20 protein-coding genes are annotated in these 22,814 nt (G+C 46.7%); 13 read left to right on the forward strand and 7 right to left on the reverse strand.

Annotated elements, in window-relative coordinates; all coding sequences use genetic code 11:
* Nucleotides 1-138 precede the first annotated feature (138 nt).
* Nucleotides 139-2,112 carry a methyl-accepting chemotaxis protein gene (locus WFI24_RS20965; protein ID WP_336763899.1) on the forward strand — a complete coding sequence of 658 codons (1,974 nt, stop codon included), beginning with the start codon at nt 139-141 and terminating at the stop codon, nt 2,110-2,112.
* A 219-nt stretch (nt 2,113-2,331) separates the two neighbouring features.
* Nucleotides 2,332-3,528: a DUF2087 domain-containing protein gene (locus WFI24_RS20970; RefSeq protein WP_336763901.1), complete on the forward strand. Its 1,197-nt coding sequence runs from the start codon at nt 2,332-2,334 to the stop codon at nt 3,526-3,528.
* A gap of 105 nt (nt 3,529-3,633) precedes the next feature.
* On the opposite strand, the gene WFI24_RS20975 is transcribed toward WFI24_RS20970, so the two are convergent.
* The gene (locus WFI24_RS20975; RefSeq protein ID WP_336763903.1) at nt 3,634-5,634 is read right to left on the reverse strand and encodes a methyl-accepting chemotaxis protein; all 2,001 of its coding nucleotides are present in this window, start codon (nt 5,632-5,634) and stop codon (nt 3,634-3,636) included.
* Nucleotides 5,635-6,032: 398 nt separating this feature from the next.
* Between WFI24_RS20975 and WFI24_RS20980 the strand changes: the two genes are divergently transcribed.
* The 5 genes from WFI24_RS20980 to WFI24_RS21000 all read left to right on the forward strand — a co-directional run bounded on the left by WFI24_RS20980 (nt 6,033) and on the right by WFI24_RS21000 (nt 8,825).
* The gene (locus WFI24_RS20980) at nt 6,033-6,707 is read left to right on the forward strand and encodes an AzlC family ABC transporter permease (RefSeq protein WP_145325773.1); all 675 of its coding nucleotides are present in this window, start codon (nt 6,033-6,035) and stop codon (nt 6,705-6,707) included.
* Nucleotides 6,698-7,027: an AzlD domain-containing protein gene (locus tag WFI24_RS20985; RefSeq protein ID WP_145325747.1), complete on the forward strand. Its 330-nt coding sequence runs from the start codon at nt 6,698-6,700 to the stop codon at nt 7,025-7,027. The genes WFI24_RS20980 and WFI24_RS20985 overlap by 10 nt, the downstream gene beginning before the upstream one ends.
* Nucleotides 7,028-7,128: 101 nt before the next feature.
* On the forward strand, nt 7,129-7,941 hold the full coding sequence (locus tag WFI24_RS20990; protein WP_336763905.1) for an NAD-dependent epimerase/dehydratase family protein: 813 nt from the start codon (nt 7,129-7,131) through the stop codon (nt 7,939-7,941).
* Nucleotides 7,942-8,135: 194 nt separating this feature from the next.
* Nucleotides 8,136-8,441 carry a hypothetical protein gene (locus WFI24_RS20995; protein ID WP_336763907.1) on the forward strand — a complete coding sequence of 102 codons (306 nt, stop codon included), beginning with the start codon at nt 8,136-8,138 and terminating at the stop codon, nt 8,439-8,441.
* A gap of 42 nt (nt 8,442-8,483) precedes the next feature.
* Nucleotides 8,484-8,825: a hypothetical protein gene (locus tag WFI24_RS21000; protein WP_336763908.1), complete on the forward strand. Its 342-nt coding sequence runs from the start codon at nt 8,484-8,486 to the stop codon at nt 8,823-8,825.
* Nucleotides 8,826-8,907: 82 nt separating this feature from the next.
* On the opposite strand, the gene WFI24_RS21005 is transcribed toward WFI24_RS21000, so the two are convergent.
* The 3 genes from WFI24_RS21005 to WFI24_RS21015 all read right to left on the reverse strand — a co-directional run bounded on the left by WFI24_RS21005 (nt 8,908) and on the right by WFI24_RS21015 (nt 10,794).
* A complete protein-coding gene (locus tag WFI24_RS21005) occupies nt 8,908-9,558 on the reverse strand; it encodes a hypothetical protein (protein WP_336763910.1) in 651 nt (216 codons plus the stop codon).
* A gap of 203 nt (nt 9,559-9,761) precedes the next feature.
* Nucleotides 9,762-10,163: a hypothetical protein gene (locus tag WFI24_RS21010; protein ID WP_336763912.1), complete on the reverse strand. Its 402-nt coding sequence runs from the start codon at nt 10,161-10,163 to the stop codon at nt 9,762-9,764.
* 13 nt (nt 10,164-10,176) lie between these two features.
* Nucleotides 10,177-10,794, reverse strand: a complete 618-nt coding sequence (locus WFI24_RS21015) for a hypothetical protein (protein ID WP_336763913.1) — start codon at nt 10,792-10,794, stop codon at nt 10,177-10,179.
* Between the two features lie 346 nt (nt 10,795-11,140).
* Between WFI24_RS21015 and WFI24_RS21020 the strand changes: the two genes are divergently transcribed.
* The 5 genes from WFI24_RS21020 to WFI24_RS21040 all read left to right on the forward strand — a co-directional run bounded on the left by WFI24_RS21020 (nt 11,141) and on the right by WFI24_RS21040 (nt 18,048).
* Complete coding sequence (locus tag WFI24_RS21020; protein WP_336763914.1) at nt 11,141-11,779, forward strand: recombinase family protein; 639 nt, start codon at nt 11,141-11,143, stop codon at nt 11,777-11,779.
* Nucleotides 11,780-11,924: 145 nt separating this feature from the next.
* Entirely contained in the window at nt 11,925-12,581 is a 657-nt protein-coding gene (locus tag WFI24_RS21025; RefSeq protein WP_336763916.1) for an SGNH/GDSL hydrolase family protein, read from the forward strand.
* A gap of 276 nt (nt 12,582-12,857) precedes the next feature.
* Nucleotides 12,858-14,849, forward strand: a complete 1,992-nt coding sequence (locus tag WFI24_RS21030; protein ID WP_336763918.1) for a heparinase II/III family protein — start codon at nt 12,858-12,860, stop codon at nt 14,847-14,849.
* Complete coding sequence (locus WFI24_RS21035) at nt 14,842-16,815, forward strand: glycosyl hydrolase (protein ID WP_336763920.1); 1,974 nt, start codon at nt 14,842-14,844, stop codon at nt 16,813-16,815. The genes WFI24_RS21030 and WFI24_RS21035 overlap by 8 nt, the downstream gene beginning before the upstream one ends.
* 96 nt (nt 16,816-16,911) lie before the next feature.
* Entirely contained in the window at nt 16,912-18,048 is a 1,137-nt protein-coding gene (locus WFI24_RS21040) for a glycosyl hydrolase (RefSeq protein WP_336763922.1), read from the forward strand.
* Nucleotides 18,049-18,302: 254 nt separating this feature from the next.
* On the opposite strand, the gene WFI24_RS21045 is transcribed toward WFI24_RS21040, so the two are convergent.
* The gene (locus WFI24_RS21045; protein ID WP_336763924.1) at nt 18,303-18,917 is read right to left on the reverse strand and encodes a class I SAM-dependent methyltransferase; all 615 of its coding nucleotides are present in this window, start codon (nt 18,915-18,917) and stop codon (nt 18,303-18,305) included.
* A 208-nt stretch (nt 18,918-19,125) separates the two neighbouring features.
* Here WFI24_RS21045 and WFI24_RS21050 point away from each other — a divergent pair, with 208 nt between their 5' ends.
* A complete protein-coding gene (locus tag WFI24_RS21050) occupies nt 19,126-21,501 on the forward strand; it encodes an Ig-like domain-containing protein (protein ID WP_336763925.1) in 2,376 nt (791 codons plus the stop codon).
* A gap of 169 nt (nt 21,502-21,670) precedes the next feature.
* Here WFI24_RS21050 and WFI24_RS21055 read toward each other — a convergent pair whose 3' ends face one another.
* Both WFI24_RS21055 and WFI24_RS21060 read right to left on the reverse strand, forming a co-directional pair.
* The gene (locus WFI24_RS21055; RefSeq protein ID WP_076329890.1) at nt 21,671-22,216 is read right to left on the reverse strand and encodes a chromate transporter; all 546 of its coding nucleotides are present in this window, start codon (nt 22,214-22,216) and stop codon (nt 21,671-21,673) included.
* 2 nt (nt 22,217-22,218) lie between these two features.
* On the reverse strand, nt 22,219-22,806 hold the full coding sequence (locus tag WFI24_RS21060) for a chromate transporter (RefSeq protein ID WP_076216557.1): 588 nt from the start codon (nt 22,804-22,806) through the stop codon (nt 22,219-22,221).
* Nucleotides 22,807-22,814 lie beyond the last annotated feature (8 nt).

Genomic DNA, 22,814 nt, shown 5'->3' on the forward strand with positions numbered 1-22,814 from the left:
ACGAAAAGAAGGATAAGGTGAATCCATCTAACCTGATCCGAAAAATTAAATTTGTACTAATTTAGTATCTATACATAATATTTTCATAGCGATTGTCCGATAAAAAGATGGGTGAAGATTATGATGGGGGATAGTTAAATGAAGAAAAGGATTCGCAATTGGTTTACTTTAACCGTAAAAAAACGCCTGATTGCTGCATTGCTCCTGTTCCTGATAGTACCGAGCATCACCGTGGGATGGTTGTCTTATCAAAAAGCGGCTGACCAGGTTAAGCTGGAGATTATTCGTTCCGCACAGGCCAAAACAGAAATGCTCAGTCTGCAGATTAATCAGATGTTGGATATGGAGAAGGATAACGCAGCACAGATGGCCGCGGGTATTACTTCAAACGATATTATTAATCAATCACCTGCGCTTCAAAGGCAGATGGATCGGATGTCTCAAAATCATAAGGAATTGGGTGTGCTTACCGCAGGTGCCGAAGATGGCAGCTGGATGAAGTCCCCTGAATCCGTGGAACAGAATTATGATCCTCGAGAACGTTCATGGTATACGATGGGTATGTCTCAGGATGAACCGGTAATCTCAGATACGTTCCAGTCGGCTTCGACGGGCGAATGGGTTGTGACCGCAGCGGCCAAGCTGGCTGACGGCAAAGGGGTATTCGGAGCCAATGTCAGTCTCAGTCATCTGAAAGAATCCGTTGATCAGATACGCATTGGTAAAGAAGGAAAACTGTACATGCTGGATAACGGGGGTAAATTCCTGTTCCACTACAATATTGAATCCGGCACACAGTCGGATGAAAGCTATATTAATGAGATGTATACGCAGGAAAGTGGTACTGTGAAGTATACATATGATGGTCGCGAAGTGGAAGCTGTGTATTTTACTAATCCGGTGACGGGTTGGAAAATTGTTGGTGAGATGGTTCCTTCGGAAGCAACGGAAGCTGTAATGCCTATTTTGATCCGTTCAATTACGATTGTGGCATCTGCATTGGTTATTGGGTTGATTTTGCTTGTATTCATTATCCGCAGCATTCATCGGCCATTACTGCAATTAACGCAGGCAGCATCCCAAGTTAGCGCAGGGGATCTAACAGTACGTGTAGGTTTGCAGCGTAAGGATGAGTTCGGACAGCTTGGAGAAAGCTTCGATATGATGACGACTTCACTCCGTAGTGTGCTTGGAGAAGTACATGATACATCCTCCCAGCTGGCAGCATCTTCTGAAGAGCTAATGGCAAGTTCGGAACAGACATCCAAAGCCACAGAACAAGTGGCTGAACTGATGCAGGATGCAGCTGCAGGAACAACTTTGCAAAACAACAGCCTTGCTGCTACAGGTCAACTCGTGGGCGAAATGTCCATTGGAGTTAAAGAGATCTCATCAAGTGCTGAAGATACTGCTCGTATCGCGCTTGATGCATCCACCAAGTCGGAAGCGGGTATGGTTACCGTGGAAGAAGCAGTTACTCATATTCAACAGGTGAATGACGAAAGTAAAGCCATGTCTGTGGTCATTGAGGATCTGCGAGCGAAAAATGAAGAGATTCTTGTGATTGTGGCCGAGATTACGGCCATTGCCAAGCAGACCAACATCCTCGCATTGAATGCGTCCATTGAAGCTTCAAGAGCTGGCGAGCAAGGGCGCGGATTCGCGGTTGTGGCCAACGAAGTGAAGACACTGGCTCACAGTTCAGGTGCTTCAGCCGAGCGGATTAATGAGCTTATGCATGAGATGCAGGAGAAAACCAATGCGGTGCAATCCACCTTTGCCCGGACGGGAGAAGGTATGGTCAAGAGTTCGCAGATGGTTACGGTAGCGGGCGAAGCTTTCCATAACATTCGTACTGCCGTACAGTTGGTAGCTGCACAAGCTGGAGAAGTATCCGCGGCTTCCCGTCAGATTGATGGGGGCATGAGTCATATCAACAAGGCAGTCAATGATACGATGGTTCTGTCTGACAGAATTGCTTCTGGAACGGAAGATGGATCAGCTGCTGCACAGGAACAGTTGGCCACGATGGAAGAGGTTGCAGCATCTTCGGCAGCATTGTCACGTATGGCTGAAGATCTGCAAAGCATGATTGAACGATTTAAGTTGTAACAGTGATTGAAATGAGACTGCAGGGTTGCGCCCCTGCGGTCTTTTTCTTTTTTTACATAGGTATTCGTGATGTCTTCAAACACAGCATCCTTTTCAGTTATGTTGACATATAACAAACAAAATTATATTATGTCTATAAATAAACAAACAAAAATAATTATTTGTTAATTGATATTCGGTTAAAATAACTATAACAATGATAAAAAAAGGAGCTTTTACATGAAATCATCAGAATCCTGGTTGCAAACAGCTTCGCTGGAAGAGATCAAGCGTGGTTATATGGAGGACGGTCCCGCCTATATATGCGTCTGCTGCGGATACAGGACGGAAGTGGGGATTATCTACCCCGAAGAAGGGGTGCTCTATGAGGCAGCCCGCTATATGCGTGTTCATATTGAGAAGGTTCATGGATCGGTATTTGAGTATTTGCTGGAGTTGGATAAAAGCGTAACCGGATTGTCTGATGTCCAGCGTGGCTTGCTGGCCCAATTCTATGAAGGCAAGAAGGATGCTGAGGTACAGAAGACCCTTGGCATCGGGAGTGCTTCCACGATTCGGAATCATCGGTTTGTATTGAAGGAGAAGGAACGGCAGGCTAAGATATTCTTGGCATTAATGGAGCTTCTCAAGAGTAAAGATACCCAAGCCCCGGCTGAATGGGTATCGCCTGTGACAAGGCATGGACATACGATCCGTCGTGATTCATTTGATATTACAGAACAGGATCGGGAGAAGGTGCTAAGCAAGTATTTTCCGGAAGGCACCAGCGGTCCACTGACGACGTTTCATATGCAGCAAAAGCATAAATATATCGTGCTCACTGAGATAGCCAAACGATTCGATACAGAGCGTAAATATTCCGAGAAACAGATCAATGAGCTGCTGAAGAAAGTCTATGACGATTACGTGGAAATACGGAGGTACCTGATCGACTATGGCTTGATGGAGCGTGAGCCAGATGGCAGTCAGTATTGGCTGGGAAGTCCTACAGATCAACAGAGTGCCCAAGATAGAAAACAGGGTCGCAAAGAAAAGGGGGAGCGGGAGAACATGGATCGTCGCAAAGAATTGCAGGAACAGGCGAAGGAAGTCAAGACGGAAGCGGGCGTCTACCAGATTCGAAATGAACGTAACGGCAAAGTCTATATCGACAGTACACTTAATCTGAAAACCATTAATGGACAACGGTTTATGCTACAGATGGGCAGCCATCTGAATCGAAGATTACAGGCTGAATGGAATGAATATGGAGAGAATGCCTTCGTGATCGAAGTGCTGGAGACATTGAAGCCAGATGATAACCCATACTACGATCCCAAAGATGCATTGGCCAAATGCCTGAACCGCTGGTTTGAACAGTTAGAGCCCTATGGAAACCAAGGGTACCACGGAGATAAAAAGCAATCTGCTGAATAGGAGAGGCATTTTCATTTCTAAAGTTCCTGACCTTTCATAACCCAAAAGCCCCTTTGCCAATATGATGGCTAAGGGGCTTTTGGTATTACAGACTACTTATATAGTTTACAGCTTGAATTGTTCCACCAGCTTCTGCAGCTTGTGAGCCAGATGTGCGAGCGAGTCAGCAGAGGATGATATCTCCTGCATGGAAGCAACCTGCTCCTCCGTAGCTGCAGAGATGTTCTCCGTTCCATCGGCGTTGGTTTCTGATATGGTGTGGATCTGATCAATGGATTGCACCACTTCGGCGGTGCTTGCAGACATCTGCTGTGAGGCAGCTGCAATGTTCTCAAGCTGATGATTGACGACCCCGACAGCCTGACTAATCTGGGCAAAAGCTTCATCTGCAAATTGCACAGCGCGAATGCCGTTGCTTACATCCTGCTGCCCAATCTGTACATTATGATTGGCCATGGCAATCTCCTGTTGAATTGCTCCAACCATCTCTACAATCTTCTGGCCGGACAGGCTGGATTGCTCCGCGAGCTTGCGAACTTCGCTGGCAACAACGGAGAAGCCGCGTCCATGCTCACCTGCGCGAGCTGCTTCAATGGAAGCATTGAGTGCAAGCAGATTGGTCTGTGCAGCGATGTCTGTAATGACAGATACCATCTCGCCAATGGATGTGGAGTGCTGCTCAAGTCGCCCCGCAGTATCTGCCATACCCTGCACAAAGCGACTGACGGAATCCATCTCGGATACGGCTGTCTGCATGGTAGCATTCCCTTTATCCGCGAGCTCACTTGCTTGCATGGCAGCCTCGGATACTTGTTGTGTGCTGTTTGTTACCTGTCCCACACCTCCAGCAAGCTCATTCATCTGCTGTGCAGTATGTTTCAAGCTGCTTGTTTGTTTCTCAAGTCCAGCTGCGGATTCTTCCGTGATCAAGGCAACTTGCTCAGTTGCTTTGGTTGTCTCGGATGAATTGACTGCCAATTGTGTTGAAGAGGCAGTTAACTCGTCAGCTGTGTGACGGACGTCCTGAATGACATTTCGTAAAGATTCGCTCATCTTATTGAAGCTGGTGCTGAGTTTCCCGAACTCATCCTGTCCCAATACAGCCACCTCAATGGTCAGATTGCCATCACTAATCTCGTTGGATGCCTTCACCAGGCGGTTCAGCGGTTTGGTGATCGACTGCACAATCCAGAAAATAATGATGGAGCTTACAGCGATCGCAATCGCAATAACGATAAGGGTGGTATATAGAATGGGCCGGACAGATTCCGTCACTTCACCACTATCAATGACACCGACCACAGTCCAGCCTGTCGTTTCATTGGTGGAGAAAAAGGCGTGTTCCTGGTTTCCTTTAAGTGTATAGGTCATATTTCCGTTTTTCTGTGCAAAGATATCTTTATAGGGCTCCATGGTTCCTTCGGTTCCCGGTTTTTCGGTAGGATGTACAATGATTTTGTTGGCATTATCAATGATATAGACATAACCCTTCTCGCCGATCTTCGTGGAATTAACCGTTTGGGACAGGGCTTCAAGCGACAGGCTGACAGAGACGACACCATGGCCATCCGCTGAGGTCTGAGCTACCGATGCAACAACATTGCCGGTATTGCTTGATATGTAGGGGGTGATTACAGTAGGGACATCTTTGTTCTGTGTAGCAGCCTGATACCACGGGCGTTCGCGCGGGTCGTATCCTTCCTTATTCACCGCCGTTACAGGGGAGTTAATATATACGCCCTGATCGGTACCGATGGAGGCAAGCTCCACGTCATCATGGGTTTCCTTATACGCATCGAGCAAAGTACGAATGGTATCTGTCTCGTCACCCTGGTTGGGGCCGACATTGCCTGGATCCAGCTGACTTGCCAGGAAATCAACATTTTTACGTGTTGCCCCAATGATCTGGTCAATGGTCTGGTTGAGCACAGTAACATTGCTAATTGCGTTTTCATACATTTTCTCTTCGACCTTGGCCTCGGCTGTTTGGAACGAGATAATGCCCAGACTGATTGTGGGAATGAGTAGTACGATGGCAAATGATAAAATCAGTTTCTCTCTCATCTGCAGCGTTCTTTTGGCCCCTTGTTCACGAATCTTCTTCATACACATTCCCCCTCTGTGTAATCCAACCATTTCCCTGGTGGATATATCCAATCTGGTAAAGTTTCCAACATTTCCAGATGTTTCTGGTGCTATCGTATGACAAAATTCGAGTTTATTCAACATTATTTATGCGTTTTGTGAAAATATTTTTTTAATTTTATAGGTAATTAGGATTACATCTGTTCTATAAAAAGTAATCTGTCTCTCCCTTAGTGCACATCTTGTGGTATATTTCTGAATTAATGTGGCACGAAAAATGCACCTGAATAAGTACTCATCGATATATATCGGTTGATGGAGACAGAAATTGGAGAGGGGTTGTACCAGAGTTGGACCAAAGTACACAACAGATATCTAGACAGGAGAACACGGAAGAGGTCCAGGATCATGCTACTTTCATGCAGGGGGTGAAAGATTGTATCCCAACCCTGCTTGGCTATTTGAGTATTGGCTTTGCTGCGGGTGTCATTGAAATGACCGCAGGTCTGAGTCTGGCGGAAACGGCTCTGCTCAGCCTGATCCTATATGCAGGATCAGCTCAGTTCATTGCAGCAGGCATGCTCGCATCGAATGGGTCGGCACTAGCCATCATGTTCACCATATTTTTTGTGAATCTTCGTCATTTGCTGCTCAGTGCAGCTGTATCACCGTATTTTCGGCATCTGACTCCGCTTAAAAATATGTGGATTGGTTCACTGCTTACCGATGAGTCTTTCGGAGTGGCGATGACGCGTGCGATTGGCAGGGAAAGGCTCAGTGAACGCTGGATGCACGGTCTGAATATTACCGCATACCTGAACTGGTTCGTAGCCAATATGGCGGGAGCATACTTTGGACGCTGGATCACCAATCCGGAACGACTGGGTCTGGATTATGCACTGCCAGCGATGTTTATCGGACTGGTTGTACTCCAGTTGGTGCATCGCAAAAATAAAAAAATACACATTAATGTGGCGATTATCGCCGTGGTCTGTGTAATCTTCGCCAGTATGGCTTCACTTGGCAGCATGAGTGTTATTGTGGCTGCGGTCATTGCGGCAACGATGGGAGTGTTCATGGAACGATGGAAGTAAGATGGGATGTATTTTGGATTATTATGGGTTCAGCGTTGTTAACATTTATCCCGCGTGTACTGCCGCTGATGCTGTTCAGCAAGATACAGATTCCAATGTGGTTATTACGCTGGCTGGAGTATGTACCCGTTGCGGTCATGGCATCACTGATCGGTCAGGAACTGTTCATGTCGGACAACCAGTTAGTGCCGATTACGCAGAATGCAGCCTTGTGGGCATCCCTGCCTACGATTGCAGTAGCTATCTGGACACGCAGTCTGCTTGGAACCGTATTGGTCGGCATTGTGGCTATGATGATCTTGCGATATTGGATCGGATAATGGCTAGATTGTATTGTAAAATCCGGTAATTCCTTTGCAGGATCGGTTAATACTGTTCTATAGAGGACAGATAGCCTATCTGAGCGAAGGGAGCTGGATTCATGAGTGAACCGAAGCGCAAGCTGTTAATTACGGGAGCTGCTGGAGTCATTGGTCGCAGTCTGTTGGAGGGGTTGAGATCCAAGGGGACGTATGACATCGTCGCGGCCGATCTGCATGAAGATGAGGAAGCTGGCATTATAGCCATGGATATGACAGACGGGGAACGCTTGAAAGAACTGATGCAGGGAGTTCACACCGTTCTGCACATTGCATGGGCCAAGGATGAGGAAGATTTTCTGGGCAAAGTCCTGCCGATCAATGTAACTGGAGCCTACCATGTATATGAAGCTGCACGGTTGAACGGTGTTCAGCGGGTGATTTTCGCAAGTTCCAACCATGCGACAGGCTTCTATCCTACGGGTGAGGATATTGAAGTGGATGATCCGTACCGACCGGACAGCTTCTATGGACTTAGCAAATGTTATATTGAACTGCTGGGACGGTATTACGTCGACAAATATAACTTGTCTTCATTCAACATTCGGATAGGGAACTTCTCAGGCGATACATACCCGCACTCGGAGCGCTCGGCTCACATCTGGATCTCGCCAAGGGACATGGTTCAGCTCGCCGAGTGTTGTATTGAGGCGGATTCGGGCATGAAATATCTGAATCTGTACGGGACTTCAGCGAACACGGATAACTATTATGATATTGGCTACTTGGCGGAGAAGATTGGATACCGTCCTCAGGATGATGCAGCCGAGTTGTGGGAAGAGGCAAAACTTAAGGGCGTACCCGATAAACACGACGAGACAGCCTTCCAGGGCGGAGGCCATGTGGAGAAAGAAGCGAAAGATTCAACTTTCTGAAAGAATTGCCTGACAAGGTGACATTTTTATTTTTCGAAGTCCGATCGGTAATTTAAGTGATGCTGAGTATCTTACATGCTATAAGCTTAGTAGAAGTGAATTTGTAGAGCCGTTCAAGCGCTCTACAGAGCGTCAGTGGATCGAACAGGAAGAAAAAGTACCAGATATACTTCAATGAGCTTTCTGAGCGATTTATGCCCATTATAGAAGCCTATTGGCAAGAGGATGGGGCAGATGTAGAACTATATTGGACTGTTATGGAAAAACAAGGTATCGAAAGCCACTGCGCGGATCTGATGCTCTTTAATCAGTATTTATGGCGTAAAGCCAGGGAGCTGGAAGAAAATGAATCGGCGAATCTTAGGCGAATTGATCAGGTTTATGAGATGATCAAGGGCATTAGTAAGATATTTGAGGTTAGAGCCGGACAAAGCTCAATAGAAACAGACTCTATATATTTCAAAACAGACGATTCTATTTTCTGGCATGGGTGTTTATAAGAAGGGGAGAAGGCATGTTCAAGGCATACAGATTTATAAGGCGTGGTGGAAAGTATCTTCCACCAAACGGCAGCGGACGTTTACCAATACGTCCTAACTCATAAGGAGCAATATCCGGAAGTTCGCATTACTGCCGATCATGACGAATTTATTGCAGTTCAAGCGGTAAATGGAATTATTGTCTTCCCGAAAAAATGGGCTTTGATGGAGGTCAAACAGAAGTACATCGATGTGCCAGATACGTTTAATTCAGAAACTTTTAAACAAGCCTTGAATCGGTCTGGATTCGAAGTTGATGCTGATAAAAACTTTACGGCTTCAACAGCGCAAGTTTTTTTGACGGAGTTGTATGAGAGGGTAGATGGCGAAGAGCAACACAAATAACCGGAATAGAAAAATAGCGCCTGCATCTGCAGCCGCTACTTTTTTTATGGATGCAAAAAATTTCAACAGTCCATTATTTTTGTTACGGTTGGATTCCGTTTGCAATTCCGATCAATTGGTCAAGGTTATCGGCTCCGACCGAACTAATGGTATACATGATGTCATCTTTTATTAGGTGAACCGTCTTTCTCTTTTCCCCATCTTCAATTACAGCGGTAGCGCCATTAATTTCTTGAGTTGTTACTTGATTTGGATCATACCAGGATTTTGCCAATTCGACAGTTGCTTGTTCATTTTCCAAAACATCCTCTGATTGAGAGATGAAAATTTCTTGACCTTCGGCCAGTCGATAGGCGACATAAACTTCTTTTCCGTAAATATTCTCAGAAGCTTGAAGTTCAGTACGTTCCACAATAGGGTTGTTCTCAGTAGCATTTGTAGACATAATACCCATTGCAGAAGAATTATCCAAATCTAAGGGAATGTTTACTTCACCAATGTCTTGCAGATCAAGTGTCTTACGTTCTGCAAGTTGAGCTTCGGGAACTTGTTCTAAAGGAATTCCCTCTTCAATAGCAGGAGTGACCTCTACTTCTGTTGAAGTCGATTCATGATTTGTGGTTGGTTGCTCATCCAAGCTTGAAGCAAATGCCTGGTTATAAGCAACGCCTCCACCACCCAGCAGTAGAGTAGCCGTAGCCAACACGGCAATTAGTGTATTCTTCTTTTTCATTGTTAATGCTCCTTTCACTTTTCTTTCAATATAAAGGTATAACATTAATCTTTTTTTGCTGCTGAGTACAACTCCTGTTGAGAAAAATTCCAACCATATTTATAAAACCTGGGGGAATTTTTTTCAGGGGATATTTTGTTTACTATTGTTATATAGAAAGAAAGAAGCCCGATATATGGGCTTCTTTCTTCAATAGATTTATTCTAAGAATCGCTTTTAACAAAGTAATTGCCGTAATGAAGAATCTGTTTTGTATCAGCAGTGACATCATCTAAATTATCAACGGTTTCCTCTTCGGAAATGGAGGAGTCCTTTTTGGCTACTTTATTAAAAGTTCCAAAAGGATTAATTATACTGTCGAGACTTTCTTGACCACTCTTAATATCCTCTTCTGACAATTTCACTGAAGCTGTAACGTAGGGATTGTTTGGGTTATCAACGTCAGTGATTTTCATTTCCTTATCAGTACTTATTACGTTGTGAGTAGCAGGACTCGATGGGGTATCTGTTTTACCCTCACCATAATTATTACTAGCATAAATACTTAATGCAGTCCCTGCTGAAACAGTCATTATTAATGCCGTACTGATAAAAAATTTTTTCATTGGAGGTCACTCCTCAATCATAGTTATAGTATGCATTCGCAAATCCATTGCCCTCTAGTTCGGAACTACCTGTGTTCTCTATATACACAACATACTTACCGGGAAGTACGTTTGTCCAACCGAGCGTTTTACTCTCGTGATCGTACATACCAGTTACTGATTTACCAGAAGTCATGTTACCTGTATTTAAGTTTTTAAGGTAGTAGGTCCCTGTAGGAGGATTGCCGTAATTGTTGTACTGAACAAGGGTAAGATAAATATCGGTGTTCTTTGTTGTTGTTACAGATTGTTTAGACTCAATACTTCTACCAGCGCCCAGACCTGAAAATGAATAAAAAATATCAGACATGATTGTTATTCCGCCAGAATTTTTCCGGATGTCTTCTGGAGAAACGAACTCATTTACAGTTGCTCTCTTAGCCCTTGCAAAATCCTCTTCAGTCATTACTTTTGGTGCATAGAAATCATCGGATACAAAATTTGAATTGGCTGAAGATGCATCTAGAGATACAGACGCTCCGTTTTGTTCATTTGTTACTGCATCGGCGTGTGAAACTGAAGAAAAAGGAGTGATTAGCAAAGCGGCTGCAAGAGATACGGATAAGATAGAGGATTTTGTGATAGTTTTCAAGTTCATTCTCCTTTAATAGTAGTTTTGGTATTTCAACAACCACTATTATAACGGAACTACTGGAATAAATCTCCTTTTTTCTGTTAAAAAAATATTATTTTTGTAAACATCTGTATTAAAAACATATTGTGGGCTTATCTGGTTAACCTCTCCCCTCCTCCTCTAGGTCTTGAACAGAATAACGTTATGAGTGGCTGGAAAGTTGTAAAATATTTCAGTGTCCATAAAGGTATATCTTTAGGGACAACTTAAAACAGCACGTTCTACCTTCCTTAAAGGTATTGTTTTCCGTTTTAAAACGTTTATTATATACTCAATACCTTTTTAAACTCTTGGAGGACAAGTGATGAGAACATTCACGAGAGAATACGGATACGCCAGAGTATCAACAAAGGATCAAAACGAAGACCGGCAGTTAACTGTACTGCGTGACCAGGGAATTCAAAATGATTACATTTTTGTAGACAAGGCTAGCGGTAAAAACTTTGATCGACCGGAATATCAGTTATTGAAGCGAGTCATGCGTGAGGGAGATACGCTCTTTGTAAAATCAATTAATCGATTTGGGCGTAATAAACAAGAGATATTGAGAGAGTGGCAATGGCTGATCGATGCGAAAATTCATGTTGTGGTGATCGACATCCCAATTCTCGATACGCGGAAGTACCAGGAGTTGGAGGGGATCGGGCAACTTATTATGGATCTTGTGCTTCAGATACTTAGCTGGCTTGCTGAAGAGGAGCGTAATGGCATTAAGCAAGCACAGGCTGAAGGTATTGCTGAAGCTAAGAAAAAAGGGAAGCACTTGGGGCGTCCACAAATAAATTTGAATACTCTTACACCGGCGCAAAGGAACACCCTGGATACTGACTATCCTCTATGGAAGAATAATGAGCTTTCGGCAGTAGAATTTATGAAAAGATTGAATCTGAAGAAGAACACCTTTTACAAGATTATGAGGGAGTTTGATGTCAGAAGAAAATAAAGTATTACACTTAATCTGGACAAGCTAGTAGTTCAACTTATATAGTTATGAAAACGCTATTTTCTAATGTGGCCGAAAGGGATAAAATGGAGACTGAGGTGTTCAGTGTTTCCATTTTGCAGAAGAGGAAGGAACGATTTCAATCATGAGTACAAGTCCATCCGTTATATTGTTTCAGGGAGACTCGATTACAGATGGGGGAAGATCACGCAATGATGATCCGAATCATTTTCTCGGTCACGGGTATGCGTATCTGATCTCCAGCAAACTGGGTATGGAACTGGCCGGCAAGCATAAGACGTTCTATAACAGAGGCATCAGTGGGGATCGGGCATCCGATCTGTACGCACGCTGGAATGAGGATACGATTAGTCTGAAACCCGATCTGATCAGCATCCTGATTGGGGTTAATGATGCCTGGCGCACGATGAATGGAGAACCTAGCGGGATTACTGATCGTTTCGGACGAGCATATCGCCACTTGCTTGAAGAAACACGGGAAGTGATGCCGGATACGGGTCTGGTTTTGCTGGAGCCGTTTATTCTGAAAACCGGAGCGACTGTGGAGAAATGGGAGGCCTGGGAAGAGCATATTGGTCAGTATCAGAAGCTGGCGCAAGGTCTCGCTGAAGAATTCGGAGCTGTGTGGGTGCCATTGCAGCAAACGTTCAATGATGCTCTGAAGCAGGCGGATGCAGCATACTGGTTGTGGGATGGTGTGCATCCAACCGCAGCAGGTCATGAGCTGATTGCACGTCAGTGGTTATCTGTTGTACAGAATTCTCAACTTGCGATTGTGTAACAACAACGGAACAGTTGTGATAGGGGCAGCAGGAACGGGTATTCAGGATTGGATAAGGGTATAAGATAGCCATAAAAGCCTGTGGTGACAGGCAGAATGCAACGGAGAACCTGACGAAGGTTCTTCGTTTTTTTTTGTTAAGAAGGAGAAGGGCGTAAGATCATGGAAGGGGTTATAATGGATAATTCTTCAAAAGTATTATGAAATACGGTAAAATGAAATCGATTACATTATAATATCGGTATGACATTCCATTAACGAAGAGTGGTGAATCTAGTGAAAGATTCCATTCACGAAGTCGAAAATGAAAACATAAACAAACGTGGAAATGAGAGCAAAGCAGTGCGTTCCCTAAGTGCCGACAGACTCTTGAAGAAGTTATCCCGGCCTGAATTGACTATGCTATACACGGACTTGAAAGCTTATGGTGAACTTGCTTTGAACGAACCCATGCCTTCCTTGTCGTTCCGTCTATATCGACAATTCAGCGATACGGGTGAGCGAAAAGCCTATGAGGAAGCCTATTTTGATCGAAGGGGCAGACTGGCTGCTGTGGCGATGCTCGCATTGGACACGGCCAGGCCGCATGCACTGCAAGTGTTGGAAGATATGTTGTGGGACATATGTGGTGAGTATACCTGGTGTTTGACAGCGCATCTGGGTACGGGAGAAGTCGATCAGGTAGATGGAAACATCGATCTGTTCGCCGCAGAGACTGTACATATGCTGGCCGAAGTTGTAACGATTCACGCCGAGCGGCTGGATCGCCTTGTCATAGAGCGGATCAGATTCGAAGCCGAGCGGCGAATCTTCACTCCGCTTTACCGGGATCAACGGAAGTTCCACTGGCAGACAGCGGATCACAACTGGTCGGCAGTCTGTGGTGGCTGCTGTGGCATGGCTGCATTGTTGCTGTTGGAAGATGAGCCAACACTACGGGAATCGATCTGCCAAACAGTCAGTTGTATGAACGCATTCCTGAGCGGTTATGGCGAGGATGGCGGCTGTGCCGAAGGTATTGGATATTGGGTATATGGCTTCGGTTATTTCACCTATTATGCCGAGATGCTTCGTGAGTACAGTGAAGGCGAACTAGATCTGTTGACGGGTTCCAAAATTGCCGCAATCGCTGCCTTCCCGCTGCGAGTTCATCTGTCGGGCGGCACATTTGTGAATTATTCGGACAGTGCCGAGCAGGAAGAGATCCCTTCCGGTTTACTCTCCCTGCTTGCATCCCGGGTAGGGCTGCAGGTGGATCTGCCGCTTCACATTCCACTGCTTACCGATGATCCCTGTCATCGCTGGGCTCATCTGCTGCGGAACGTGATGTGGAGCGATCCGGCAGTATTCGGTGTTGAAGGAGCGTTTGTAGCGGCCGAACGTGGATTTATTTTTCAGAATCTGGGCTGGATGATTGCAAAGGGCACAATCGATTGTACGGGTACACAACGTGCAAACGGAGTTCCCCTTGATGTGGCTATTTCCATTAAAGGCGGGCATAACGATGAACCGCACAACCATAATGATCTGGGCCAGTTTATTATCCATTGCGGCGGTGAGAATATCCTATGTGATCCAGGAGCAGGGTTGTATAGCCAAGCGTATTTTGCACCAGGCAGAGAGCAGTTGTTCCACATCTCGTCATCCGGACATAGCGTTCCGCTCATTGAAGGCCAGGAGCAATGCTCCGGTCGGCAAGCGCAAGCCCAAGTGTTGAAGGCAAATCTGGCAAAGGATAGCGGTGAGCTGGATACAACATTGGATCTGACATCCGCATACCCGGGGGCTGCTTGGCTGGCTCGTTATACGCGGCAATTTCATTGGAGAATAGGTCCTGACAGTAGCAGAGATAGGGCAGAATTGCGTATGATTGACCGTTTTCAATGGAAAAGCAGGATTGTGTCTCCGGCTGATAGATTATCTTCCGTGGACGATTCAGGTGCAGGGTGTTCAAGCATTGTGGAGCGATGGATGAGCAGAGTGCAGCCTGAAGTGGTGAAGAGCGGTAATCTTCGCTGGCAAGGTGTACATGGAACCGTCCACATGACGTATGATGCGAGCCAGTGGCAAGTCTTTACGGAGGCAGTGGACAGCGTTGATCATGACAATGTTCCAGTCACATTCTATCGGACGTCGCTATCATGGACAGGTGTGAAAGATGAGACGGATGTTCGGATAGTACGCCCTGATCCGCTTGAAACGGTATGTGAGGTAATCTTCATCATTGAACCGAAAATGAGAGAAACTGAGGTGAACATGATTGAGTAAATATACATCTGCGTCCACGTATCCATGGAAAGATGAACTTGACCGTTACCGTACGTTGGCAGAACAAGCGGGCCCAGCTCCGACAGATGGCTGGAATCGGGATCGCAAGCTGGCACTTGTTGAGAGTGTTGTTCGCGCTTACACATCATATCAGGATAGTGATGGTGCAATTATAGATCCGTTCTCGGGTGTGGAGAGGTATTATTCAACACCAGCCTATGCGATGGCTGCGGCAGTTCTGGTTGACGCGGGGCGTACAGATCTGCTTGATTCCGCAGCGGCAGCCCTGTCACAGAGCATGGATGCCGTGGTCAAAGGTAGCGTACCTGACAATCATCCTGATTTTTATCCAGTGCTCATGATGAGAGCTTACATGTTGTTGAAGTCATATCTGCCGGAACAAGCGAAGATTTGGGCTGAGGCGCTCAAGACGATCGATCCTGAACAAGATTATGTATTTACGATGAGCAAGATGAACAATCCCAATCGCATGATCAACTGGAACGCGATTATGATCTCTGGCGAATACCTGCGGTGGCGTGAACAGCTGGCGAGTGAGGATATAAGGTGGATGGATCGTTATCTGGAAGCCTATCATGTACCTCGATTTACGGCACTTGGATTATATCAGGATGGACCGCTGGATCGACCGAATTGTCCATTTTCTTATGATATCGCCACCCGTTATCACATGGGGGTGATGCTTGAAGCAGGTTACGGGGGAGCCACTGCCGATACGTTACGTGAGCATCTTCGCCATGGTGCATTCAGCTCGCTTCTGACACTATCACCGCTAGGTGAGATTCCACCGCGTGGTCGCAGCTCTCAGCACCAATGGAATGAAGCGGCTGCGGCTTATGTATGCTCCACACATGCAACACTAGCTTTGCAGGCGGGAGATCCGGTGATGGCGGGTGCTTTTGCACGTGCGGCCAATCGGTGTTTTGCTGCTGTGGAGCGCTGGAAAATGGATGATGGGCGGCTGAAAATTGTACGCAATGAATACGCGCCAGAAGATCGTCACGGCTACGAAATCTATACTAACCATACCTGTTATAACCTGTGGACAGCAGCGGCACTGGCTCACGCTTGTCTCAGTGATCTTGGCGAAGATATAGGCGAAGTGTACCTTCCTTCCGAGGTGGGCAGCCGGGTTTTGCAGACCGATGGGTGGTTCGAAACCGTGATTGCCTCTGTACCTGGTCAGCAACTGGTATTACACACGGCGATGAATGATCCGTATACGATCCCTGGTTTGGTACGGATTCAGCAGACGGGGTTACCTGGGCTGATTGGTCCATCTGCTGCCAGTCATGTGCAGGCCGGATTCACGCAATTCGCCGAAGGGATGGTTCGTCCACTTAGCTACTGTCCTGCCTGGATGACCCCAGATGGGGTATGGCACAGCCTTGCAGAAGGCATTCCATCGGGTGGTGCCTATGATCGTGACGTTGGTTTGGACCCTGCACAGGGAGGAGGGTCCATTGTGTATGAGAAGGTGGACCCTGACACACATAACCAAGTGGAACAGCATCTGGCGGAAAGAGCGGCAGAAGATGGCGTGAACGCCTCGGAGAATTCTTTTGCCGTGACCTGGGTCGGTCCATTACCCGGAATTAAATCATTGCGTACCCATTATGTGCTACAGGCGGATGTACTGACCATAACGTATGAATTCGAAGGTGAGATCGCGGCTGCAGGTGCACTCATTCCGTTGATGTTCCATGATGGACGTGAACAGGCGGTAATTACTCATACGGATCAAAGCGTGAGAACGGAGTATCAGGGAGCGTATGTAGAATCTACAGCACTGGATCAGGGGGCCAGTATTCATCTGGAGGAGCAGGTCGTGGCCTCCCGCAATGGGTTACTGAAGGAAGCGCGGATTGAAGTGGTCGGCGCCCATAGTCTGACATTTACAATCCGCTTGGGGAGGTTACATGAAGATGTTCAGGTCGAGGGTTAATGTAATGATGACGGACAACATAACAGCAGATATGGTGAGGTTGAACTGGAGCATTAAGCAAAGCTGTCCGGTATTGAATCGAGGAGGGATATGTTCATGAACACATCAACGTCGGTAAAATGGCTTGAGGAAGCATGGCAACAGGGAGCTGCCAAAACGATTCGGAATGCGAAGCGGATTAAGGATACATTTCCACACATTGCCCCGCAAGGGATGTATGACCGGAATGATCCGGAATGGTGGACAGCAGGTTTCTGGCCTGGATTGTTATGGCTGGTCTATGGGGAATCTCCGGAAAGTGAAGCGGCGGCTCCGCTACATCGCATTGCCGAAAGCTGTGAGCGGCAACTGGAAGGTTGTCTGCGTGATCCCGAATCGGTGGATCACGATCTGGGGTTCATCTGGCTGCTTAGTGGCGTAGCCAACTACCGCCAGACGGGCAGCGCGGATGGACGGCGGCGTGGCATGCTTGCCGCCAACCTGCTCGCTGCCCGCTTCCACGTGCGCGGTGAGTTCATCCGCGCCTGGAACTTCAGCTCGTCAGCAATGGATACGCGCGGCGTAGCCATCATTGACAGCATGATGAACCTGCCGCTGCTCTACTGGGCATCCGAGCAGAGCGGCGACCCTCGCTTCCGCTGGCTGGCGGAAGCGCATGCGGACACCGTGGCGCGCGAATTCATCCGCGCTGACGGGTCCATCTGCCACGTGGTGGAGTTCGATCCACACACGGGGCAGAAGCTGAGAGAGCATGGCGGACAGGGCCATGCTCCAGGTTCCGCCTGGGCGCGGGGCACCGCCTGGGCGTTGCACGGGTTTGCGCTGTCTTTCCGGTATACGGGCGAAGCCCGATATCTGGAGACAGCGGAGCGTGCGGCCGATTTCTTCCTCGCCATGCTTGGCGAAGAGATCGTGCCGGTGTGGGATTTCCGCGCACCTGCGGAGCATCAGGTGGCGTGGGACTCGTCCGCTGCGGCGATTGCCGCGAGCGGGTTGCTAGAGCTGGCGAAGCTGTCGCCACGCGGGGAAACCTATGCCGCCGCGGGAGAGCGCATCGTCCGCGGCTTGCATGAGAACTATAGCTCCGGCGACTCGGCAGCGGAAGAAGGTCTGATCATGCAGGGAACGGTGCATTACCCGGAAGGGCGAGGGCTGAATGTGCCGATTATATACGGCGATTATTTCTATATGGAAGCGCTGGCGAAGCTGCGTGGACGTGCGGGGTTATTTTAAAGAAGAATTGAGAACTACGCGCAGTATGAAGTAAAGGTGTGAACTAATCAGTAGGGTCATATTATTAGCCTTCGAGTTGATGCATTCGATTAAAATCATAAATCAGTTATATAGTCAGTAGTTAGTAGTAGCATCAGTAGAAAATCCATCATCATCTGCCCGGGTGTGACTGTCTCCAATAGGTGGAACGATATCCCTTCTGTTGGAGACAGAGGCGGATGATGTATATAAGTGAAGGAAGACGAAAGAAGAACCTAACCTATGAAGATCTCACTCGTGCGTCTCAGAATGACAAAGTCGGCAGAAGATTGATCCGGATAGCGCTGCGGAATGATCTCATGAACTTTGAAATCAGGGTAGTCGAATAGATATTCGAACAGATTGCGGTCCTGGATTGTCTCAATCCCCGGGTTGCCGTTTTCTTTCAAACGCGTATATAGCACCACCCATGCTGTGGAAGAGTGCAGAACATCGTAGAGGGTATTGCGAAAATCTGTTTCATCCGTAATATGATACAGTACATCCAGACAGACCGTCAGATCGGCTTGCAGGAAACCTCGGTTGATCCACAGTCCTGGGGTATACAGCATGAAACTCTTGGACGGATCCTTGGCAAACTGGGAAGCACAGCGTTTTACGGAAGAGGCTGCGACATCAACCCCCAGGTAATCCTCATAGTTCATGTATTGCAACTGGTTGCCATCCCCACATCCAAACTCAATGACACGATGAATACCCTCACGTTGAATCAATCCGTTCACGACCTCGGCCTTGAATTCGGCCAATACCCCGTATGAACCCCTCCCAGAAGTCTCACCCGAACGATACGTTTGCTCCCAATATCCGATGTAATCAAAAGGTTGACGCATATGTTTCCCCCGATCCTGTGAAATGAAGTTCAAGACAATCACTATACATAGGTTATGCGCATTATTTGCAGGTATGAATTGTTGGAATAGGAAGAGCGAATGAATTAATTTCCACAGAATTCCCTGAAAATTTCCTGAAAGTCTAAACATCTGGAAAGGACTTGCCGACATTAAAGATAAGGAAAAAAATGATGATAATCGGGGGGAAATGATGTTAAAGCCAAGATTGACCAAGTACATGGTGATGATGCTGGTGTTGATGCTGAGTATATCCAACGTAGGCTTGGCCGCTGCGGCAGATAAAGAACTGTCCAAAATTGTGGTTTCCAAGAATGAGATGTCGCTCGAAGTTGGTGATTCCAGTTCTGTTACGGTAACAGGGGTATATTCTGATAATACGTCGACAAACGTAACGATCAGTTCATCCTGGAGTACCAGTGATACTTCGATAGCAACTGTATATAATGGCGCAATTACAGCCAAAAAGGAAGGTACAGCAACGATTACCGCAGCGTACCAGGGTCAGAGTCAGACCGTTCAAGTGAAAGTAACGAAGAAGGTCAAAGCTCTTTCGAAAAACGTGCAAAGTCTGGAATTGCGCACGGGAGACACGAAAGACATTATTTTGACAGCAACGTATAGTGATAATGAAACAAATAATGCAGCAGCAAGTACCGCAGAATGGTCCACCAGTGATGAGAAGGTTGCTACCGTTGTGAATGGTAAAGTAACTGGACAAAGCGCGGGTACGGCAGTGATCACAGCTAAAGTTGGCAGCCAAAGCGTGACGGTGGATGTTAACGTTGAAGTGGTTAAGCGTGTAGATGTAGATAAACAGCAAGTTAATCTATTGTTGAACAAGAGTGAAAGTGTGAAAGTAACGGCTACGTATCCAGATGGCACAACCAAAGATGTAACCGATCTGGCGGAGTGGACATCCAGCAACGAGAAGGTTGCAGACGTTCTTAAAGGTGAAATTACAGGATACTCGGCAGGTTCTGCCAAGATCACAGCCAAATACGGTACGAAATCAGTATCCGTTGACGTGGATGTGGATCTGACCAGTAAACTGAGTGTGGAGAAACAAAGTATTTTCTTCCGTTTGAGTGAGACAACCAAAACGGCTAATGTCGTTGTAACGGCTTCATATCCGAACAGCAGCGATGTGAATGTAACTGATCAGGCGACATGGACATCCAGCAACGAGAAGGTTGCAACGGTATTCAAGGGACAGATCACAGCCATTAGTGCAGGTTCGACAACGATCAAAGCCACTTATAGTGGCAAAACAGTAGAAATTGCTGTGGATGTAGATACGGCAAGATATCTGGATATCAAAGATGTGAATGACAAGCTCGCCATGAGTGTTACGGGTGATAACAAGTCCAAAACATTGGTAGCCAATGCAGAGTATATTGATGGAAGCACAGAAGTTGTAACTTCCAAAGCAACATGGACTTCAAGCAATGCAGATGTTGTATATGTATCCAACGGCGATCTGATCGCATACAAATCCGGTACAGCTACGATCACTGTAACTTATGGCGGTAAAACGGCTAAATTCACAGTGAATGTAGACGTAGCAGACAAGTATGAGATGGACAAGAAAAAAGCTTCTGTAGCCGTTGGAGGAACAACCAATGCCAAAGTACTGGCGTTGTACGGTGAAACATCCAAGGATGTATCCGAAGATGCAACCTGGAGCAGCAGCAGTGACAAAATTGCTGAGGTAGATAGCAAAGGGGTTATCACAGGTGTTGCTACAGGTAAAGCGACCATTACAGCGAAGATTGAAGGCAAAACGCTTACTCTGCCTGTTGAAGTAGGTATGGCTAGTGGACTGGAAGCAGATATGAACTTCGTTGTTCTGTCCGCCAAAGAAACACAGAATATCCTTCTAACAGGTACGGATGAAGACGGCAACACGCTGGATGTAACATCCGAAGCAACCTGGAAATCAAGCAACTCACGTGTAGCTGATGTGAAAAAAGGTGTAATCACGGGTAACAGCAGTGGTAAAGCCAATATCACGGCAGAATACGGCTCCAAAAAAGTGACCATTCAGGTTGAAGTGGATGTCATCTCACGTATTGAAGCTTCCGAACCAGCTCTTTCCCTGAAATCAGGTGATACAGCTGATCTGACGGTAACTGCTTTCTTGAGCGACGGTAGCGAGCGTGATGTTACGGACAAAGCTGAATGGAAAACCAACAGCTACAAAGTAGCTCAGGTATCCAAAGGTAAAGTCAAAGCTATAGGTTCAGGTAAAGCCAAAATTACAGCAAAATACGGCAGCAAGTCTGTAACCATTGCGGTAGATGTGGATACACTGAAATATTTGCAGACGGATAAAGTAACGTTGACCATGAAACCTGGTGAAAAGGTAACTATAGCGGCAACTGCAACGTATGCTGATGGCAGTGAAGCTAATGTGTCCAAACCGGCTCTCTGGAAGTCTTCCCGTATTGCGACAGCATCGGTGAAAGACGGCATCATTCAGGCAAATGGCAAAGGTAAAGCAACGATTACAGTAACATTTGCAGGTGTGAAAACCAAAGTGACGGTAGTGGTTGAAGCGAAGTAATTGGGTCTTCCAATGCTACGTAAAACGTGAAATATAATAAACGGTGATGCCAGCTTAATAGCGGGTATCACCGTTTTTTTGTATATAAACTAATGTAAAAAAAGAAACGTCCAGAACCTCTGCATACACCTGCAGCAGGTGTATAATCATTGATTCTGTAACGTCTAAATTACATCGTGTGCGAAAGTACCAGTGCACCATAGGCAAAAGCAATCACGATCAGAATGGCCGGATGCAGCTTGGTTTTGGTCATGACCCAAAGCGAGATGCCTGCAATGATCAACGTCTGCCAGATGCCGATGGAATTGGTGGATAGCTGACCGAATTCCCATGTAAGCAGGATCATGAGTACAGCGATAACAGGCTGCACGAGCAGGGTCATGCCTTTGACTTTCGGTGAAGTACGATGTTTGTTCAATAGACGAAGTAATATAATTAATGCGGTTGCGGAAGGTACAATTGTTGCAAAGCTTGCGATAAATGCCCCAAACCAGCCTGCCACGTGATATCCGACAAATGCAGCAATTTTGGTTGCAATCGGGCCGGGAAGGGCGTTACCAATCGCCAGTACATCACCGAATTGCTCGGTGGTCATCCATTGATAGTGGTTCACAATTTCTTCCTGCATGAGTGGAATGGAAGCCGGACCGCCCCCATATCCCAAGATATTCGCTACGAAAAATCCCCAAAATAATTCCCACCAGGTCTGGAGCATCCTTAGGACACCCCCTTATCGGACTCGCCTTTGGACTTGAAGCGCTGGACCAGATCCAGATGGAAGACACCGTATCCAAGGAAAACCGCGATCACAATCCCCGGATGGATATCCAGCAGCTGTAATAGTACAAAGGCAATTACGCCAAACAGGGCGGCAAAAACCTTGCCGAGTCCCTTCCAAGCTTTCATGGCGAATTCATAAGCCATCATACCCAGCATGACAAAAATAACCGGCCTTACGGCGGCCACCATGCCTGCTACTACTTTCGACTCGCGCAGCGCGTACATGGAACCGAGCAGAGCAATGATAGCAATGCTTGTCGGTAAAATGTGAGCGAGTACGGACACAATCGCACCCAGTACACCTTTGGTTTTATAACCCAGATATGCGGCCATCTTGGTCGCAATAGGACCGGGCAGGGCATTAGCGATAGCCAAAATCTCTCCGAACTCCTCATCACTGACCCATTTGTAACGCGTAACAGCTTCATAACGGATCAATGGAATAACCGAAGGCCCACCGCCATATCCGAGAATTCCGGTTCGGACCATTCCGATCACGAGACCTTTGTAATCTTTCCAACCCATGCTGATTT

The organism is Paenibacillus sp. USHLN196 (assembly GCF_037144955.1).
Classification (GTDB): domain Bacteria; phylum Bacillota; class Bacilli; order Paenibacillales; family Paenibacillaceae; genus Paenibacillus; species Paenibacillus xylanexedens_C.

Bases quoted from the DNA above. Each gene is read 5' to 3' on its own strand.
- WFI24_RS21010 (WP_336763912.1), bottom strand. From the start codon at position 10,163: ATGAAAAAATTTTTTATCAGTACGGCATTAATAATGACTGTTTCAGCA.
- WFI24_RS20970 (WP_336763901.1), top strand. From the start codon at position 2,332: ATGAAATCATCAGAATCCTGGTTGCAAACAGCTTCGCTGGAAGAGATC.
- WFI24_RS20980 (WP_145325773.1), top strand. From the start codon at position 6,033: ATGCAGGGGGTGAAAGATTGTATCCCAACCCTGCTTGGCTATTTGAGT.
- WFI24_RS21050 (WP_336763925.1), top strand. From the start codon at position 19,126: ATGATGTTAAAGCCAAGATTGACCAAGTACATGGTGATGATGCTGGTG.
- WFI24_RS20995 (WP_336763907.1), top strand. From the start codon at position 8,136: ATGCCCATTATAGAAGCCTATTGGCAAGAGGATGGGGCAGATGTAGAA.
- WFI24_RS21005 (WP_336763910.1), bottom strand. From the start codon at position 9,558: ATGAAAAAGAAGAATACACTAATTGCCGTGTTGGCTACGGCTACTCTA.
- WFI24_RS21025 (WP_336763916.1), top strand. From the start codon at position 11,925: ATGAGTACAAGTCCATCCGTTATATTGTTTCAGGGAGACTCGATTACA.
- WFI24_RS21055 (WP_076329890.1), bottom strand. From the start codon at position 22,216: ATGCTCCAGACCTGGTGGGAATTATTTTGGGGATTTTTCGTAGCGAAT.
- WFI24_RS20990 (WP_336763905.1), top strand. From the start codon at position 7,129: ATGAGTGAACCGAAGCGCAAGCTGTTAATTACGGGAGCTGCTGGAGTC.
- WFI24_RS21045 (WP_336763924.1), bottom strand. From the start codon at position 18,917: ATGCGTCAACCTTTTGATTACATCGGATATTGGGAGCAAACGTATCGT.
- WFI24_RS21020 (WP_336763914.1), top strand. From the start codon at position 11,141: ATGAGAACATTCACGAGAGAATACGGATACGCCAGAGTATCAACAAAG.
- WFI24_RS21060 (WP_076216557.1), bottom strand. From the start codon at position 22,806: ATGGGTTGGAAAGATTACAAAGGTCTCGTGATCGGAATGGTCCGAACC.
- WFI24_RS20985 (WP_145325747.1), top strand. From the start codon at position 6,698: ATGGAAGTAAGATGGGATGTATTTTGGATTATTATGGGTTCAGCGTTG.
- WFI24_RS20975 (WP_336763903.1), bottom strand. From the start codon at position 5,634: ATGAAGAAGATTCGTGAACAAGGGGCCAAAAGAACGCTGCAGATGAGA.
- WFI24_RS20965 (WP_336763899.1), top strand. From the start codon at position 139: ATGAAGAAAAGGATTCGCAATTGGTTTACTTTAACCGTAAAAAAACGC.
- WFI24_RS21040 (WP_336763922.1), top strand. From the start codon at position 16,912: ATGAACACATCAACGTCGGTAAAATGGCTTGAGGAAGCATGGCAACAG.